The organism is Microcoleus sp. BROC3 (genome assembly GCF_036702515.1).
Lineage (GTDB): Bacteria > Cyanobacteriota > Cyanobacteriia > Cyanobacteriales > Microcoleaceae > Microcoleus.
In genome coordinates this window covers 18,879-32,454 of sequence record NZ_JAUBTQ010000043.1, presented here as the reverse complement: position 1 = coordinate 32,454, position 13,576 = coordinate 18,879, and the positions used below count along the sequence as shown (strand labels likewise).

The following is a 13,576-nucleotide window of genomic DNA, read 5'->3' as shown; positions in this document are numbered from 1 at the left end:
ATGAACACCAAGGTGAAATTTGGATTAAAGTCTAAAGCCCAAACAAATATCACTAAAGCTTCTTCACAAACAACTTAAATACTTCCCTGCTTCCTTAAAACAGGAGCAAACTTAGCCTTGAAACTTTCCGTTTTCAGGAAGACTTAGGGCGACTCGAAAAGATCAAAAACCCAGCGGAGAAAACATACAAAGACAATTGGGCGATCGATTCAACACAATTCAATAAAAACATCCACTTTGAGTGAAAACTCTTGTCCCCCCTTCTTAAGGGGGGCTAGGGGGGATCGAGTTTCGGCCTAAAATGCGTAATTCCTAAATTGGGGCTAGGGGAGATGACTTCTTCCTTCTTCCAACTTCAGTCCATGTGTTACATCCCGTACATTGCTCGTTGCCGAACTTCCTTCTTCCTTCTGCCAAACCATGCAACTAAAATCAGCGGTGCAGTGGATACCTCATCCCGACGGTTATTGGATACTTCGCAATCCCGAAGACATTACCTGTATTCAAGTTGACGACTTTGACAAACAGGTAATTTTGCAACTAAGTCAACAGCCAGTAACTAATATTCTCGCTGAATACGACCTCGATTTAGAAGATGTGCAAGATCTCTTGAGAGACTTAGCACAAGCAGGAATGCTAGAAGGAACCAAGCCACCTAAAGCCAAATTCAACCTGCTATCCTTCACAATTCCCCTAGTCAATCCCGATGTTTGGTTATCGCGGCACATCGAGAAATTCCGCTGGATTTGGACGTGGGAATTTGGCTTTTTTCTGTGCGCTTTCATCTCTTCATCCGTAGCAGTGTGGTTGGCTTCCTCTGCCGAAGTCGCCGCTTCGCACCAGCAGTTATTGACAGCCGGAAAAATTGAGAATGCGCTCAAAGTTGTCTTGCTGACAATGCTAGTAATAGCTTTGCACGAACTAGGTCATGCTTTCACGCTCAAACACTACGGCGGCATAGTTAAAGAAATTGGATTGTTGTTTATGTGTCTCATCCCCGGATGCTATACAGATACAACTGACCAATACAGTTTAGTCAGGCGGAAACAGCGAGTTTTAGTAGTAGCGGCGGGAGTATTAATCCAAGTAACAATTTGGGCATTTGCTGTTTGGATGTGGCTGCTTTCTCAGTCCAATCCGCTTTGGCATCAAAGTAGTTATTTGTTGATGGTGGCGGCATTGCTGACAGTTGCAATTAACTTGAATCCGTTGAATAGATTTGACGGTTATTATTTGTTAGTTGCTGCAACAGGGATTAACAATCTGCGACAAAGGTCGTTTGATTTTTATGGGGATTTGTTGCGGAGGGAGGAGATTGAGGAAGCAGCGGAAACGCAATGGGTTTTGGCTGCTTACGCGCCTTTGAGTATACTTTATACTGTTTGGGTTGTGAGTTATTTAGCGTCCTTGCTGGGTAATTGGGTTATGCAGGTTTGGAGTTTTTAATCGCAGATTAATCACAGGGACGCCCGGGCCACGATTAACCTAACGGGCGGGACGCCCGTGCCACGAAATGCAACTTTATTATTGTAGGTTTACTGAAATGAATGTTTGTCAAAAGTTGGGACTTGTGGGCGGAAGTTTGAGTTTGGCAGTTGTCAGTCAATGTTTTTCTGTACAAGCTGCTACTCTCACGCAAACTTATACTGTGGATATGGGTTCACAGCCGTTAAATAGTAGCACGAATGTGGTTTTGCCCAAGTTTAATTCGCTGTTAGGAACGCTATTAAGGGCTTATGTTACGGTTAAATCTACTGTTAATAACACTGTTAGCATTACTCCTTTGACTGGAGATTTTATGGGGACGGCGGCGAGTAATGCAAGTATTGCTGTGAATATTCCGCTGTTAAAAGTTGACCCTAATTTGACTTTAAGTGTGTTAGCCAGTCCGCCGGAAACGAGGATTGCTAATGGCGCTACAGGAAGTGTTAGCGGTTCGGCTTCCGGTACTGTGTCAAAGAGTTATGATTCCCAGCAGTCTCTGAGTGCGTTAAGTGGATGTGATGGTGATACTTTTATCGCAGGTTTTATGACTAATGGTTTTACTCAAGTTATCGGGAATCCTGTTAGGGGAAGTTTCGACGGTAAGGTTGCGGTTAACACTACATTTAGTGCAATTTATGAGTATGAACCTGTACCGGAACCGATGACTGCTGTTGGTACGTTTGTGGCTGCTGGAATGGGTTTGTGGTGGAAGACAAGGGCGGCAAAAAAGGTGTAATATTAATTTGGAGACTCCCCTAGCCCCCCCTTAATTAAACAGGGTGGATAGGGGGGATCTTAAAGTTCTCCCTATTAGTCGCCGCCCATAAAAAAAAGAAATTCCCCAAAACACTTGACAAACTGGCGAACTTATGGCACAGTAGTAATTCGTGACCGATGCGGAACTGGCGGAATTGGTAGACGCGCATGATTCAGGTTCATGTGGTGCAAGCCTTCCGGGTTCAAGTCCCGGGTTCCGCATTCCCAAGGCAGAAGGAAGTTTGGGGTTAACCCGATACAGGCAATAACCCCATTCGCTCTGCTGAATTAAACAATGCTGACAAGTATTCAAAACCCCCTAGTTAAAGAAATCCGCAAGCTGCACAGCTCGAAGGGACGCAGGGAACAACAATTATTTTTACTCGAAGGGACGCACTTGCTCGAAGAAGCTTGCGCGGCAAAATACCCGCTAGCAACTGTTTGCTGCACTCCCGAATGGCTGGATCGGCACGGGGAACTTTGGGAGCAAGTTGGTAATTTAGCCGATCGCACAGAATTAGTAAGTGCAAAAGTGTTAGAGTCGATCGCCACTACAGTCCAACCCGACGGCATTGTCGCCACCGCACCCCGCACTGCAACAGAGCCCGCAAAATTATCAACTTTAGGAATAGCCCTAGAAACAATCCAAGATCCCGGCAACTTGGGGGCGATCGTCCGCACGGCTGCGGCTGCTAATGCCGACGGTTTGCTGCTGAGCGCAGACAGCGCCGATTTAGACCATCCCAAAGTGCTGCGCGCCTCGGCAGGAGCTTGGTTTAAGCTGCCAATGGCAGTCAGTCCAGATTTAACCGCCGAAGTCTCCGCCTATAAAAATCGAGGAATGCAAATTTTAGCAACCGTCGCCGGGGCCAGTTTAAGTTATTGGGAAGTAGATTTGCGAGTGCCGACTCTGATAGTTTTGGGGAACGAAGGTTCTGGGTTGTCGGAAGAATTGAGAAGTTTGGCCGATCGGCAAATCAAAATTCCTCTGAGTCGTGGCGTAGAATCTTTAAATGTGTCGATCGCCGGAGCCCTCATCTTGTACGAAGCTCAACGGCAAAGAAGTCATTAGTCAATTGGCGATCGATCATTATCTGTTGGGGCGGTTAGATCGATATCTGTAACTTCAAATCATTAATTGCATTGCTATTTTTGCTATTTTTATCCCTTCACCTTCGTAAGGTGCGTAGTCTGCACCTTACTTTAATTTTACTTTAAACGGATTTCAAAATCTCATCATCGACAGAAAAATCTATCTCAGCTTTGTCACGTCCTGAAACGAGATAATCATTGTGAAAAGAATTTTTCAATCCCGAAAGTAAGTCAAATTCCGGCTTCCAGTTAAGTTCGTTTACAGCTTTATTAACTGAGGCGAAAAAGTGCTGCAATCGCATCGGGAAAGCTTTCTTTTTGCCAAAATCAAATTGTTTCGGATCGTAGTGTACAATCTTAATAGCATCAGGGGATTTGCCTGCCGCTTGAATGCAGGCGCGGGCTAAACCGTCAAAGGTGACAAATCGATCGCCCGAAACGTTGTAAATTTGCCCGATCGCCCTAGAGTTCCCCAAAACCGCCGCCATTGCTTTAGCCAAATCCTGACAGTGCCCCAACTGCGTGAAGTGCATTCCGTTACCGGGAATCGGAATCGGTCGATCGCGCGCAATGCGATCGAAAAACCAAGCCTCTAAATCGTTATAATTTTGTGGCCCGTAAATGTAAGTCGGGCGAATCGAAGTCCAAGGCAAACCGGACTCGGCCAAGTACGTTTCGGTTTCGCATTTACCCAAATGCCGGCTTTTAGGATCGGTAGCGTCCCCTTCAATATGAGGCATTTGATCCGACTTCAAATAAACCCCCGCAGAGCTCATGTAAACAAAGTGCTGCACCCGCCCTTTAAATATTTCAGCTAAAGGCTGTGTATCGCTGAGTTCGCGGCCGTTGTTGTCAAAAACGGCGTCAAACTCGACCGTCGATAACTTTTCTTGCAGTTGTTCGACATTTGTGCGATCGCCCTGAATCTGTTTCACGCCCGAAACCGGTACAGGCTTGTTGCCCCGGTTAAACAACACCACTTCATGTCCTTGTGCTGCTAAAATCTTAGTAAGATAAACCCCGATAAACCGAGTACCGCCCATCATTAAAATTCGCATTATTTTCGATGCTCCTTACAGTTAGTGTAAATATCTTACAATAAAGTTATGCCTTACGGAGAAACCGGTTTTTTTACGAAAACACATATTAACAGCGATCGGCCCTGGTACAAAAATCCGGAACGCTTGAGTTTTTGTGTGCAAGTCCTGAAAGTCAGTTTTCGGCTTTACTAAAAATGTGCGATCGCTCAAAATAAACATACTTTCAATTTGCCTAAAATAGACCTATGCAAGTTCCCCGGCTGCATCCAGAAACAATCGAAGAAGTCAAACAAAGAGCCGACATAGTAGATGTCATTTCCGGCCGCGTCGTGTTGCGAAAACGCGGCAAAGAATTCGTAGGATTGTGTCCCTTTCACGACGAAAAATCTCCCAGCTTTACTGTCAGTCCCGGCAAACAAATGTATTATTGTTTCGGCTGCGGTGCAGGCGGCAATGCTTTTAAGTTCCTCATGGAATTGGAGAAACGCCCTTTCAGCGAAGTAGTATTAGAATTAGCTAAAAATTATCAAGTCCCGGTCAAAACAGTCGAACCGGAACACCGACAAGAATTGCAGCGCCAAATTTCTCTGCGTGAACAACTATATGAAATCTCAGCACTAACAGCCAACTTTTACGAACACGCTTTGCGACAAACCCAAGGAGAAGAACCCTTAGCATATCTCAAATCAGAGCGCCAGCTCAGCGAAGAAACTATCCAACAATTTCAATTAGGTTATGCACCCCAAGGTTGGGAAGCACTTTACAGTTATTTAGTAGAACAGAAAAACTATCCGGCGCAGTTAGTCGAACAAGCTGGATTAATTGTACCCCGAAAAAATGGCGGCAGCGGTTATTACGATCGCTTCCGCAATCGGATTATGATTCCCATACGCGATACCCAAGGCAGAGTCATCGGTTTCGGCGGCAGAGCTCTCGGCGACGAACAGCCGAAATACCTCAATTCTCCCGAAACAGAACTGTTCGACAAAGGCAAAACTTTATTCGCCTTAGATACAGCAAAAACAGCCATTAGCAAAGCCGATCGCGCAGTGGTGGTAGAAGGCTACTTTGATGCGATCGCACTTCATGCCGCCGGCATCTCCAACGCCGTCGCTTCCCTCGGCACAGCCTTAAGTTTAAACCAAGTGCGGCAGTTATTGCGGTACACTGACTCCAAACAAATTATCCTCAACTTCGACGCCGACAAAGCAGGAACTCAAGCAGCAGAACGCGCTATTGGAGAAATAGAAAAACTCGCTTATCAAGGAGAAGTCCAACTGCGGGTGCTCAACATTCCCGACGGCAAAGATGCCGACGAATACCTCAAAACATACTCCCCAGAACAATATCGAGAATTGCTAGAAAACGCTCCGCTGTGGATCGACTGGCAACTGCAACAAATGCTCGTAAATCAAGATTTGAAGCAAGCCGATACTTCCCAGCAAGTTACCAAAAAAATTATTAATTTATTAACTAACATCACTGACGACAATCAGCTAGCACATTACCTGCAAAAGTGCGCCGAAATTCTCAGCAAAGGAGATTTTAGACTCACAAAAATGCTCGCCGAAAACTTGCTAAATCAAGTAGGCAGCGATTGGGCAAAGCGGCAGAGTCAAGACGAATCTTTGACAATGCCCCTGTTAATAAGAAACAAGCTGAAGCCGAACAAACAATATAAAAAGCAGCGTGCAAGCAGCGAAAACAAAAGCTCACAATCAAGCTTGTCGGCAGTAGCCCGCAGTCTTTTAGAAGAAGCAGAAGCGCAATTATTGCAGATTTACTTGCACTGTCCAGAACACCGCCAAGATGTCAGAGAAGCAATAGAAGCTAGAGACGTGCAGTTTAGCCTTTCTCACCACAGATTTTTGTGGCACCAGATTGTGAATGCAGAAATATTGCACAAAATGTCTTTACAAGTAGCGCCTTCTGAGTTAATATTAAAATTGCAAGATAGCTTCATTGAATATCCCAATCAACTCCATCAAATTTCTCATTTATTTCACTTAAACGAGTTCTCCGAAAGAAATGTTTATCGCGCCCCTCTAGTAATTAGATCTGCCCTCGCCTGTATCGAGCAAATAATTAGCATGAAGCGTCGCCGGATTGCACTCAATATGTGGGAAAAAGCCAAGGCTGCTAGCAGTGGCGAAGAGGCTATAGAATATCACCAACTATTCTGTGCCGAACAAGAATGGCTCAAGGAATTAGAGCGGCTGCGTCAAGTTAATTTTTACGATTTAACATCCGTACCTTGGGGGGGAAATTTCTAGAATTTCAGGACTTTAGTCCTTGTTAGGAACAATCAAAAATCTAGGACTTGATATTGTTTCCGGTTGCACCGGAATTAATATGATTGTTGAGTGTTAACTGTTGACTCAATTTTATGATTCCGATGCAACCGGATTTGAGTTAACTAGGGGTCTAAAAACTGAATGATGGTTGAGTGTTGAATGTTGACTCGATTTTACGCCCGATGATGAAGCGCGGATTTGATATTAGATGCTTCTGAGTCGGGTTCGGTGGTTGTCAAGGTTTTGTCTGCCACTCCGGCGAAACGGAAAGCTTCAAAAAAGCGTACTTTGGAGAAGTTTCCCGTTCAAAGTTTTCGGACGTTCCTGACTAATTTATCGACGATCGTTAAAAATTGAGTGCAGCCTAAACTAGCGGGTGTTTGAGTTAGTTTCGACCTGACGACACCAACTCCTTTACAGCAGAAAGCCTTCGATTTGCTGGGGGTTTCGCGGACATTCCAGTCATGTATCCGGCGGGGCTAAAGCCCGATCGCCCTACTGATGGGGGCAATACTAGGAACTTTAAGATCGCGCGGGGGAAGTTCCGTTTCAGGTGCGGTTACTCTGAGGTAATCGGCGATAAACTCACCATACTTTTTCCTGATTTCGTCAGGGAGAACTTTATATCCAAGGATCTTCGATCGACATTCGGTGGAGCCACAACAACATTTGGGAATGTCAATAAAAGCGTACTCTGTTGTAGAGTAATCCCAGGTAATTTCGCTGCCAGAAGGAATATCAACCAATGCCACGAAATCGTAGGCTCCGAATTGATTATTCCTCACCCCTGTGTTTGGGCTACAAGAATGATTGATCAATAATCCCGGTTCATCTATTTCTATATGCAGGTCAAAGTCCATCTGAATCGAGTGAGTAGTTCTTTCGGGCAAGATATCGACTCGGCGTCCAACCACCACAGTCTCACCTTTACAGAAGCCTCGGCTGGCAAAAACGCCTCTACCTTTGTCTGTTTGCTGGATGAAAATATCGAAACCCATTTTCCTCACTCTTAATACAAATTACAAATCTAATTCTAATTGCACGAGGTTACTCTGAAGCGACACTGGAACATTAATTAGCTCAGTATCCGAATCTGACAGCGCGGAGACAATCGACTCGTTAACCTGGATTTCGCCATTGTGCTCGGCGTCCTGAGATTGGCTTTGACCAAAAACCATTGCCACCACTACAAGAGCTGCGCCAATCAGACCGCGTATTCCAAGTTTCTCTCCGAGTAGTAGAAACGAGAAAACCGCTGCGAAAATCGGATCGAGCGTATAAATTAGCGCCGTCTGGTAAGCGTTAACCCATCGTTGAGCTAATACTTGAAGCACAATCGTAGCAGCAGTATCAAATAAGCCAATATATAAAAGAATACCAAGATTCGCGCCAATTGCCTCATGTTGTGCAAGCAGATCTGGAGCGGCCCAAATTAAAGAAAATATTGTTATCACCCAAAGCTGGATCGCCGCGAGTGGCAAAATGGGGTGGCGCAATGTGGTGGACTCAAGCTTAAGAGTGTAGATCGAGTAGAGGAAGGCGTTGCCCAAGATCAACAAATCGCCGATCGCGAGCTGTTCACTCTCCCAACACATCACTCCAATGCCAAAGATGGCAAGTCCTGCGGCGAGGAAAGTTTTTGGAAACACCTGCCGACCTAGCAGTTGCCCTAGCAGAGGAACTAGGATGACGTTGAAACTGGCAATGAATGCAGCACGATCGGCAGAAGTCGTCTCAAGGGCAACGGTTTGGAGGACTGATGCAGGAAACAGTATCAGTGATAAGAAGACTCCATCCCGTAGCAGGGAAAAATTCAGGAAGCGCAAATAGGGGGTAAACGGCAACGCTGCTATGACGTAGCGGGTTGCAAAGATTGCAGAAGGAGAAAGACTGCTGAGAGCTCCCTTGATAACCGGATAGCTTGTACCCCAGATTAGGGTGACGACAAGCAACACTGCTATACCCCAAGCATGGAGAGTGTTTGGCGATCTTCGAGAACCACTATTTAATTCTGTAGTCATTGAGTAGGCTAATCGATTAGCAATAGAACTAAATTCCGTTAGTTAACCGTAAAGAGGTTGACAAAAGGAGGAAATTTAAATATTTTAAAATCGAGTGCAGCCTAAACTAACGGGTGTTTCAGTTAGTTTCGACCTGACGACCCCAACTCCTTTACAGCATAAAGCCTTCGATTTGCTGGGGGTTTCACTGACATTCCAGTCATGTATCCGGCGGGGGCTAAAGCCCGATCGCCCGACTGATGGGGGCAATACTAGGAACTTTAAGATCGCGCGGGGGAAGTTCCGTTTCAGGCACAGTTACCTTGAGGTAATCGGCGATAAACTCACCATACTTTTTCCGGATTTCGACAGGCAGAAATTTGAATCCAAGAGTCTTCAATCGACATTCAGGAGAGCCACAACAACATTCTGGAATGGCAATAGAAATATACTCCGTTGTCTCGTAGTCCCAGGTAAGTTCGCTGCCAGAAGGAATATCAACCAATGCCACGAAATCGTAGGCTCCGAATTGATTATTCCTCACCCCTGTGTTTGGGCTACAAGAATGATTGATCAATTGTCCCGGTTCATCTAATTCTATATGCAGGTCAAAGTCCATCTGAAAAGAGTGAGTAGTTCTTTCTGGTAGAATCTCGACTGGGCGTCCCACCACCACAGTCTCACCTTTGCGGAAGCCTCGGCTGGCAAAAACGCCTCTACCTTTGTCTGTTTGCTGGATGAAAATATCGAAACCCATTTTCCTCACTCTTAATACAAATTACAAATCTAATTCTAATTCCACGAGGTTAGCGCTAGGAAGCGAAACTGGAACATTAATTGGCTCAGTATCCGAATCTGACAGCGCTGGGTCGATCGACTCGTTAACCTGGATTTCGCCATTTTGCTCAGCATCCTGAGAGTTGCTTTGACCAAAAACCATAGCCACCAGTACAAGAGCTGCGCCAATCAGACCGCGTACTCCTAGCTTCTCTCCCAACAGTAGAAACGAGAAAACCGCGGCAAAAATTGGCTCGAGCGTATACATTAGCGCCGTCTCATAAGCATTAACCCATCGTTGAGCCACTACTTGGAGCACAATCGTGGCAGCAGTATCAAACAAACCCAGATATAAGAGAACACCAAGGTTCGCGCTAATTGCTTCCTGTTGTGCAACCAGATCCGGAGCGGCCCAGATTAAAGACACTATCGCTATAACCCAAAGCTGGATCGCGGCGAGTGGCAAAGTGGGGTGCCGCAACGTGATGGACTCAAGCTTCAGAATGTAGATCGAGTAGAGGAAGGCGTTGCCTAACATCAAGAAATCGCCAAGCACGAGTTGTTCACTCTCCCAACACATCACTCCAATGCCAAAGATGGCAATTCCTGCGGCGAGGAAAGTTTTTAGGAACACCTGCCGACCCATCAGTTGCCCCAGCAGAGGAACTAGGATGACGTTGAAACTGGCAATGAATGCAGCACGATCGGCAGTAGTCGTCTCAAGGGCAAATGTTTGCAGGTTGAGAGTAGTAAAAATTACCAATCCCAAGAATAGTCCATCCCGTAGCAGGGAAAGATTAAGGAAGCGTAAATAGGGGGTAAACGGCAACGCCGCTATTACGAAGCGGGTTGCAAATATTGCAGAAGGAGAAAGACTGCTGAGGACTCCCTTGAGGAGCGGAAAGCTCGTACCCCAGATTAGGGTGACGACAAGCAACACAGCTATCCCCCAAGCATGGAGAGTGTTTGGTGATCTTTGAGAACCACTATTTAATTCTGTAGTCATTGAGCTGCCTAATCGATTAGCAATTGAACTAAATTCCCGTTAGTTAACCGTAAAGAGGTTGACTAGAGTAGGAAATATCAATATTGATTGTTTCGTCATCAGCGTAGGTAAAAATTAGGTTAGTTCGTTTGACTTCTTCGGAAAGAGGTAAAACTCGATGAACAGCTTTGTTGGTTTTCATAAAGTAGCAATCTCCAACATGATGCCCAACCCGTTTGGCTAATGGTTTATCAAGATCGCTAATTTCCATGCTGTGAGGAACAAACTCCAGGCATCCTCCAGCCTCTTCAGGTGGAGTTTCAATAAAAATAGCGAAAGCAAAAGCATAGGTATCGAGATGTCCTCCATGAACATCCCCTACTTTGTCAAGTCTATGAATGACATGCCGATCGAAAGGATCGGGTACTAAGTACACTTGAGTTCCCGCAATACCGCAGAGAAACTCAATGAGTTGAGAATCGCGGTACAGAGCAGTAATCATTGGTGAGTGTTCTGCAACGGTAATTCCCGAAACTGTGCTCAGATGTCTAGGAGTGTTTTGCTCATGCTTCATGTTGAAATCTCTTCTTCGAGAATGCTGCTCAAATATTCTGAGAACCTCTGCCTTCAAAATGGCAAATGAATCATCATTGAAAAACAGCGGCAATTTTACATAACAGTTGAGAGCAAACTCTTCGTGCAATAAAGCTCCCGCTTCTCTGGTCAGAGTGGTATTGAACAAATTGGCAGTATCCTGATACACCATATTTCCTTTAAAATTTTAGACTTTTTTTGAGCAATCCTATAGAACCCATTGCCCGAGGGCCAGAGAGTTTACATGGAACTTACCCCGCAAGCGGGGTAAGTTTGGTTGAACTAGCCTTTTAATAATCGCAAAAAAGAGTTTCGCGAGTATCTCTACCCGTCACGGGATTAGTACCTTTTGCCACTTGACAAAGTTTTTCTATCATGTCGTCTCGCAGCAGTGTCTCTGTAAAATCAGCACCGTCAATGACAGCTCCTTCGAGTCTGGTATTGTAAGCGAAAGCACCCTCAAGGATAGCATTAGTTAAATTTGCTTTCATCATGCGAGCTAAATCTAAAGTAGCACCCGTGAAATTAGCGCCTTCAAAATTTGCCTCTTCCATATTGGCCGCAAAAAAGCTCACACCCCGCAAATCTGCATTAGTAAAATTGCTGTTGCGAAGATTAGCTTTATTAAAACTGTCGTCAGTCAGAACTTGTCCACTAAAATCAGCCCCGACTAGGATTTCTTTGTCGTGATCTAGGGCGAAAGCAGGTGCGGGATTAATGCCGATCGCCCCAGCGGCAATTACTGCTAAAATAACAAAACTCAGCAATAAAGTATAAATATTTTTGCGATGTTGGCGAATTCGAGAAATCATCATACAAGTTCAAGCTAATGGGCAGTCGTGACAGTTCAGAATTGAATTCTACCAGAAAGCGCGATCGGCCGCTCGCCACGGCCCACTCCAATTCCGCCCAATCCCCAAACTCTCGCGATATCGGCACATTGGGAGAAAACTTAGTCGCCGAGTGGTTGCAGCAGCAAGGTTGGGAAATCTTGCACCGCCAGTGGCACTGTCGGTGGGGAGAGATTGACATCATCGCACTCGGAAGAGATGAAGAAAGCGCAAAAAACCGAGTTCTTCCGAATCACCAATCCCCAACATTAGCATTTGTCGAGGTAAAAACTCGCCGCCGGGGAAATTGGGATGCTGGTGGAATGCTGGCTGTTAGTACCACAAAACAAGCCAAACTTTGGCAAACAGCCGAAATATTTTTAAGCACTCGTCCAGATTTAGCACATAATTCTTGTCGCTTTGATGTCGCCCTGGTCAGGTGCGAACCTTCACGACCAAACACTAAGCAAATATTACCGTTAACAGCAGCGAACTCTCAATCCGCCCTTGCAGAAAACTACCGCCTTACCCTGCAACAATACATTCGATCGGCTTTTAGCAATTAAAAATATATAATTAAAAATTAGAGGGTAAAATCACAAAGCAATGCCACTAGGTAGTTTTTAATTGTGAATTTCCCTAGACAGTCGCGCATTTCTCTCTTCATCTTTAACCGACGTGAAAAAAGCGTTCAATCTTCTCCCTCTCTCCCCTTTTCTCCCTCTCCCCCTGTGTCATAACACTTAATTTACATCAGTAGCAGTCTACGCAAGAGTTTCCGGGCAATATCCCAGGCCCTTGACAAACTGCTGGCGAAACGCTTCAATTTCTTTGCGGTCAGGGCAGCCGTGACAAACCACTGCCACCTGGTAGCGGCGCATCACGCTCAGCGGCGACTGTCCGGTTTCCAAACTCCAAAGTGCCATTTGCAAGCGAATTTCAGGATCGTAAGGAATCCCGAGTTCGTTCATAAAAGCCCGAAAATCCCCGTGCATTTCTGGAGTTAAATATTGGCTCATTTTCACCTTCACTACCCAGCCGTCAATTTGGTGAATAACAGTGATAAATTGCAAGGGAACATGACTAGCCGCGCGCAGGTAATCCACGACTCTCAGAGTGAGGCTAGTATTGGCGATGTAGTAGAGGTATTCCATAACTATCCTTTGAGCAAAGCTGATGCTACACCTCTATCCTCGCGGGCTATACCCGCTACCACAAGGGGAAAAGCACCCGACTTTGGATGGGGGTTTTTACCCAATTTGTTACCTAGTTGACAGATTGATTTGATAGGAATTCACTCGATGACAGAGATGGACTGGTCTTTGGACGCCTACGACTACGAACTTTCGCCCTCGCGCATTGCCCAAAATCCCGCAGTGCCGAGGGATAGCTCTCGCTTGCTGGCTGTAGATTCTCCCAGCAGCCAGCAACACCGGATGTTCCGGGATTTGCCAGATTTGCTGGAACCGGGAGACTTGCTGGTACTCAACAACACCCGCGTGCTGCCAGCGAGGCTCTACGGGCACAAACCCAACGGCCCGGCTGTGGAGATATTGTTGATGGAAGAACGGCAGCACAACTGCTGGCTGGCTTTGGTTAAACCGGGGAAACGCTTAAAGTTGGGATCGCAAATTGAGTTTGAGCCGATCGCCCCACCCTGCGAGGACTCCGCAGCAGATCCTTGCTGTTGCGTTCCCGAAGCGGAGGTGATCGATCGTCGTCG

The 13,576-nt window shown here is 45.8% G+C and carries 14 protein-coding genes and 1 tRNA gene; 7 read left to right on the top strand and 8 right to left on the bottom strand.

All coding sequences use genetic code 11. The features are described from left to right. The first annotated feature begins 420 nt into the window (after positions 1-420). The 4 genes from QUB30_RS23975 (at position 421) to QUB30_RS23960 (ending at position 3,313) form a co-directional block, all read left to right on the top strand. The gene (locus QUB30_RS23975) at positions 421-1,446 is read left to right on the top strand and encodes a site-2 protease family protein (protein WP_333338488.1); all 1,026 of its coding nucleotides are present in this window, start codon (positions 421-423) and stop codon (positions 1,444-1,446) included. Between the two features lie 97 nt (positions 1,447-1,543). Then, positions 1,544-2,221, top strand: coding sequence for a hypothetical protein (locus QUB30_RS23970; RefSeq protein WP_333338485.1), 678 nt, complete (start codon positions 1,544-1,546; stop codon positions 2,219-2,221). Between the two features lie 160 nt (positions 2,222-2,381). Further along, positions 2,382-2,463 (top strand) — tRNA-Leu (locus QUB30_RS23965). Between the two features lie 73 nt (positions 2,464-2,536). Further along, positions 2,537-3,313: an RNA methyltransferase gene (locus QUB30_RS23960; protein WP_333338482.1), complete on the top strand. Its 777-nt coding sequence runs from the start codon at positions 2,537-2,539 to the stop codon at positions 3,311-3,313. Positions 3,314-3,455: 142 nt separating this feature from the next. On the opposite strand, the gene QUB30_RS23955 is transcribed toward QUB30_RS23960, so the two are convergent. Beyond that, positions 3,456-4,391, bottom strand: coding sequence for an NAD-dependent epimerase/dehydratase family protein (locus tag QUB30_RS23955; RefSeq protein ID WP_333338479.1), 936 nt, complete (start codon positions 4,389-4,391; stop codon positions 3,456-3,458). Positions 4,392-4,618: 227 nt separating this feature from the next. Here QUB30_RS23955 and dnaG point away from each other — a divergent pair, with 227 nt between their 5' ends. Beyond that, a complete protein-coding gene (gene dnaG / locus QUB30_RS23950) occupies positions 4,619-6,646 on the top strand; it encodes a DNA primase (protein WP_333338476.1) in 2,028 nt (675 codons plus the stop codon). A 500-nt stretch (positions 6,647-7,146) separates the two neighbouring features. Here the strand turns inward: dnaG and QUB30_RS23945 are convergent, their stop codons facing one another. The 6 genes from QUB30_RS23945 to QUB30_RS23920 all read right to left on the bottom strand — a co-directional run bounded on the left by QUB30_RS23945 (position 7,147) and on the right by QUB30_RS23920 (position 11,838). Next, the gene (locus QUB30_RS23945) at positions 7,147-7,665 is read right to left on the bottom strand and encodes an SET domain-containing protein-lysine N-methyltransferase (protein WP_333338473.1); all 519 of its coding nucleotides are present in this window, start codon (positions 7,663-7,665) and stop codon (positions 7,147-7,149) included. Positions 7,666-7,686: 21 nt separating this feature from the next. Further along, positions 7,687-8,688 (bottom strand): DMT family transporter, encoded by a 1,002-nt coding sequence (locus tag QUB30_RS23940; protein WP_333338468.1) that lies wholly within the window; start codon positions 8,686-8,688, stop codon positions 7,687-7,689. Positions 8,689-8,905: 217 nt separating this feature from the next. After that, positions 8,906-9,424, bottom strand: a complete 519-nt coding sequence (locus tag QUB30_RS23935; RefSeq protein WP_333338465.1) for an SET domain-containing methyltransferase — start codon at positions 9,422-9,424, stop codon at positions 8,906-8,908. Positions 9,425-9,445: 21 nt separating this feature from the next. Continuing rightward, positions 9,446-10,450 (bottom strand): DMT family transporter, encoded by a 1,005-nt coding sequence (locus QUB30_RS23930; protein WP_333338462.1) that lies wholly within the window; start codon positions 10,448-10,450, stop codon positions 9,446-9,448. A 43-nt stretch (positions 10,451-10,493) separates the two neighbouring features. Then, positions 10,494-11,195, bottom strand: coding sequence for a HalD/BesD family halogenase (locus QUB30_RS23925; protein ID WP_333338459.1), 702 nt, complete (start codon positions 11,193-11,195; stop codon positions 10,494-10,496). A gap of 118 nt (positions 11,196-11,313) precedes the next feature. Then, the gene (locus QUB30_RS23920; RefSeq protein WP_333338456.1) at positions 11,314-11,838 is read right to left on the bottom strand and encodes a pentapeptide repeat-containing protein; all 525 of its coding nucleotides are present in this window, start codon (positions 11,836-11,838) and stop codon (positions 11,314-11,316) included. Between the two features lie 14 nt (positions 11,839-11,852). Between QUB30_RS23920 and QUB30_RS23915 the strand changes: the two genes are divergently transcribed. Further along, the gene (locus tag QUB30_RS23915; protein ID WP_333338453.1) at positions 11,853-12,419 is read left to right on the top strand and encodes a YraN family protein; all 567 of its coding nucleotides are present in this window, start codon (positions 11,853-11,855) and stop codon (positions 12,417-12,419) included. A gap of 198 nt (positions 12,420-12,617) precedes the next feature. Here QUB30_RS23915 and QUB30_RS23910 read toward each other — a convergent pair whose 3' ends face one another. Next, on the bottom strand, positions 12,618-13,007 hold the full coding sequence (locus QUB30_RS23910; RefSeq protein ID WP_333338449.1) for a hypothetical protein: 390 nt from the start codon (positions 13,005-13,007) through the stop codon (positions 12,618-12,620). 147 nt (positions 13,008-13,154) lie between these two features. Here QUB30_RS23910 and QUB30_RS23905 point away from each other — a divergent pair. Next, positions 13,155-13,576 (top strand): S-adenosylmethionine:tRNA ribosyltransferase-isomerase (locus QUB30_RS23905; protein ID WP_333338446.1); only part of this gene is annotated, 422 nt, incomplete at its 3' end.

Excerpts from the sequence above, each read along its gene's own strand:
- QUB30_RS23930 (WP_333338462.1), bottom strand. The coding sequence starts at position 10,450 with ATGACTACAGAATTAAATAGTGGTTCTCAAAGATCACCAAACACTCTC.
- QUB30_RS23955 (WP_333338479.1), bottom strand. The coding sequence starts at position 4,391 with ATGCGAATTTTAATGATGGGCGGTACTCGGTTTATCGGGGTTTATCTT.
- QUB30_RS23970 (WP_333338485.1), top strand. The coding sequence starts at position 1,544 with ATGAATGTTTGTCAAAAGTTGGGACTTGTGGGCGGAAGTTTGAGTTTG.
- QUB30_RS23910 (WP_333338449.1), bottom strand. The coding sequence starts at position 13,007 with ATGGAATACCTCTACTACATCGCCAATACTAGCCTCACTCTGAGAGTC.
- QUB30_RS23960 (WP_333338482.1), top strand. The coding sequence starts at position 2,537 with ATGCTGACAAGTATTCAAAACCCCCTAGTTAAAGAAATCCGCAAGCTG.
- QUB30_RS23920 (WP_333338456.1), bottom strand. The coding sequence starts at position 11,838 with ATGATGATTTCTCGAATTCGCCAACATCGCAAAAATATTTATACTTTA.
- QUB30_RS23940 (WP_333338468.1), bottom strand. The coding sequence starts at position 8,688 with ATGACTACAGAATTAAATAGTGGTTCTCGAAGATCGCCAAACACTCTC.
- QUB30_RS23935 (WP_333338465.1), bottom strand. The coding sequence starts at position 9,424 with ATGGGTTTCGATATTTTCATCCAGCAAACAGACAAAGGTAGAGGCGTT.
- dnaG (WP_333338476.1), top strand. The coding sequence starts at position 4,619 with ATGCAAGTTCCCCGGCTGCATCCAGAAACAATCGAAGAAGTCAAACAA.
- QUB30_RS23975 (WP_333338488.1), top strand. The coding sequence starts at position 421 with ATGCAACTAAAATCAGCGGTGCAGTGGATACCTCATCCCGACGGTTAT.
- QUB30_RS23945 (WP_333338473.1), bottom strand. The coding sequence starts at position 7,665 with ATGGGTTTCGATATTTTCATCCAGCAAACAGACAAAGGTAGAGGCGTT.
- QUB30_RS23925 (WP_333338459.1), bottom strand. The coding sequence starts at position 11,195 with ATGGTGTATCAGGATACTGCCAATTTGTTCAATACCACTCTGACCAGA.
- QUB30_RS23915 (WP_333338453.1), top strand. The coding sequence starts at position 11,853 with ATGGGCAGTCGTGACAGTTCAGAATTGAATTCTACCAGAAAGCGCGAT.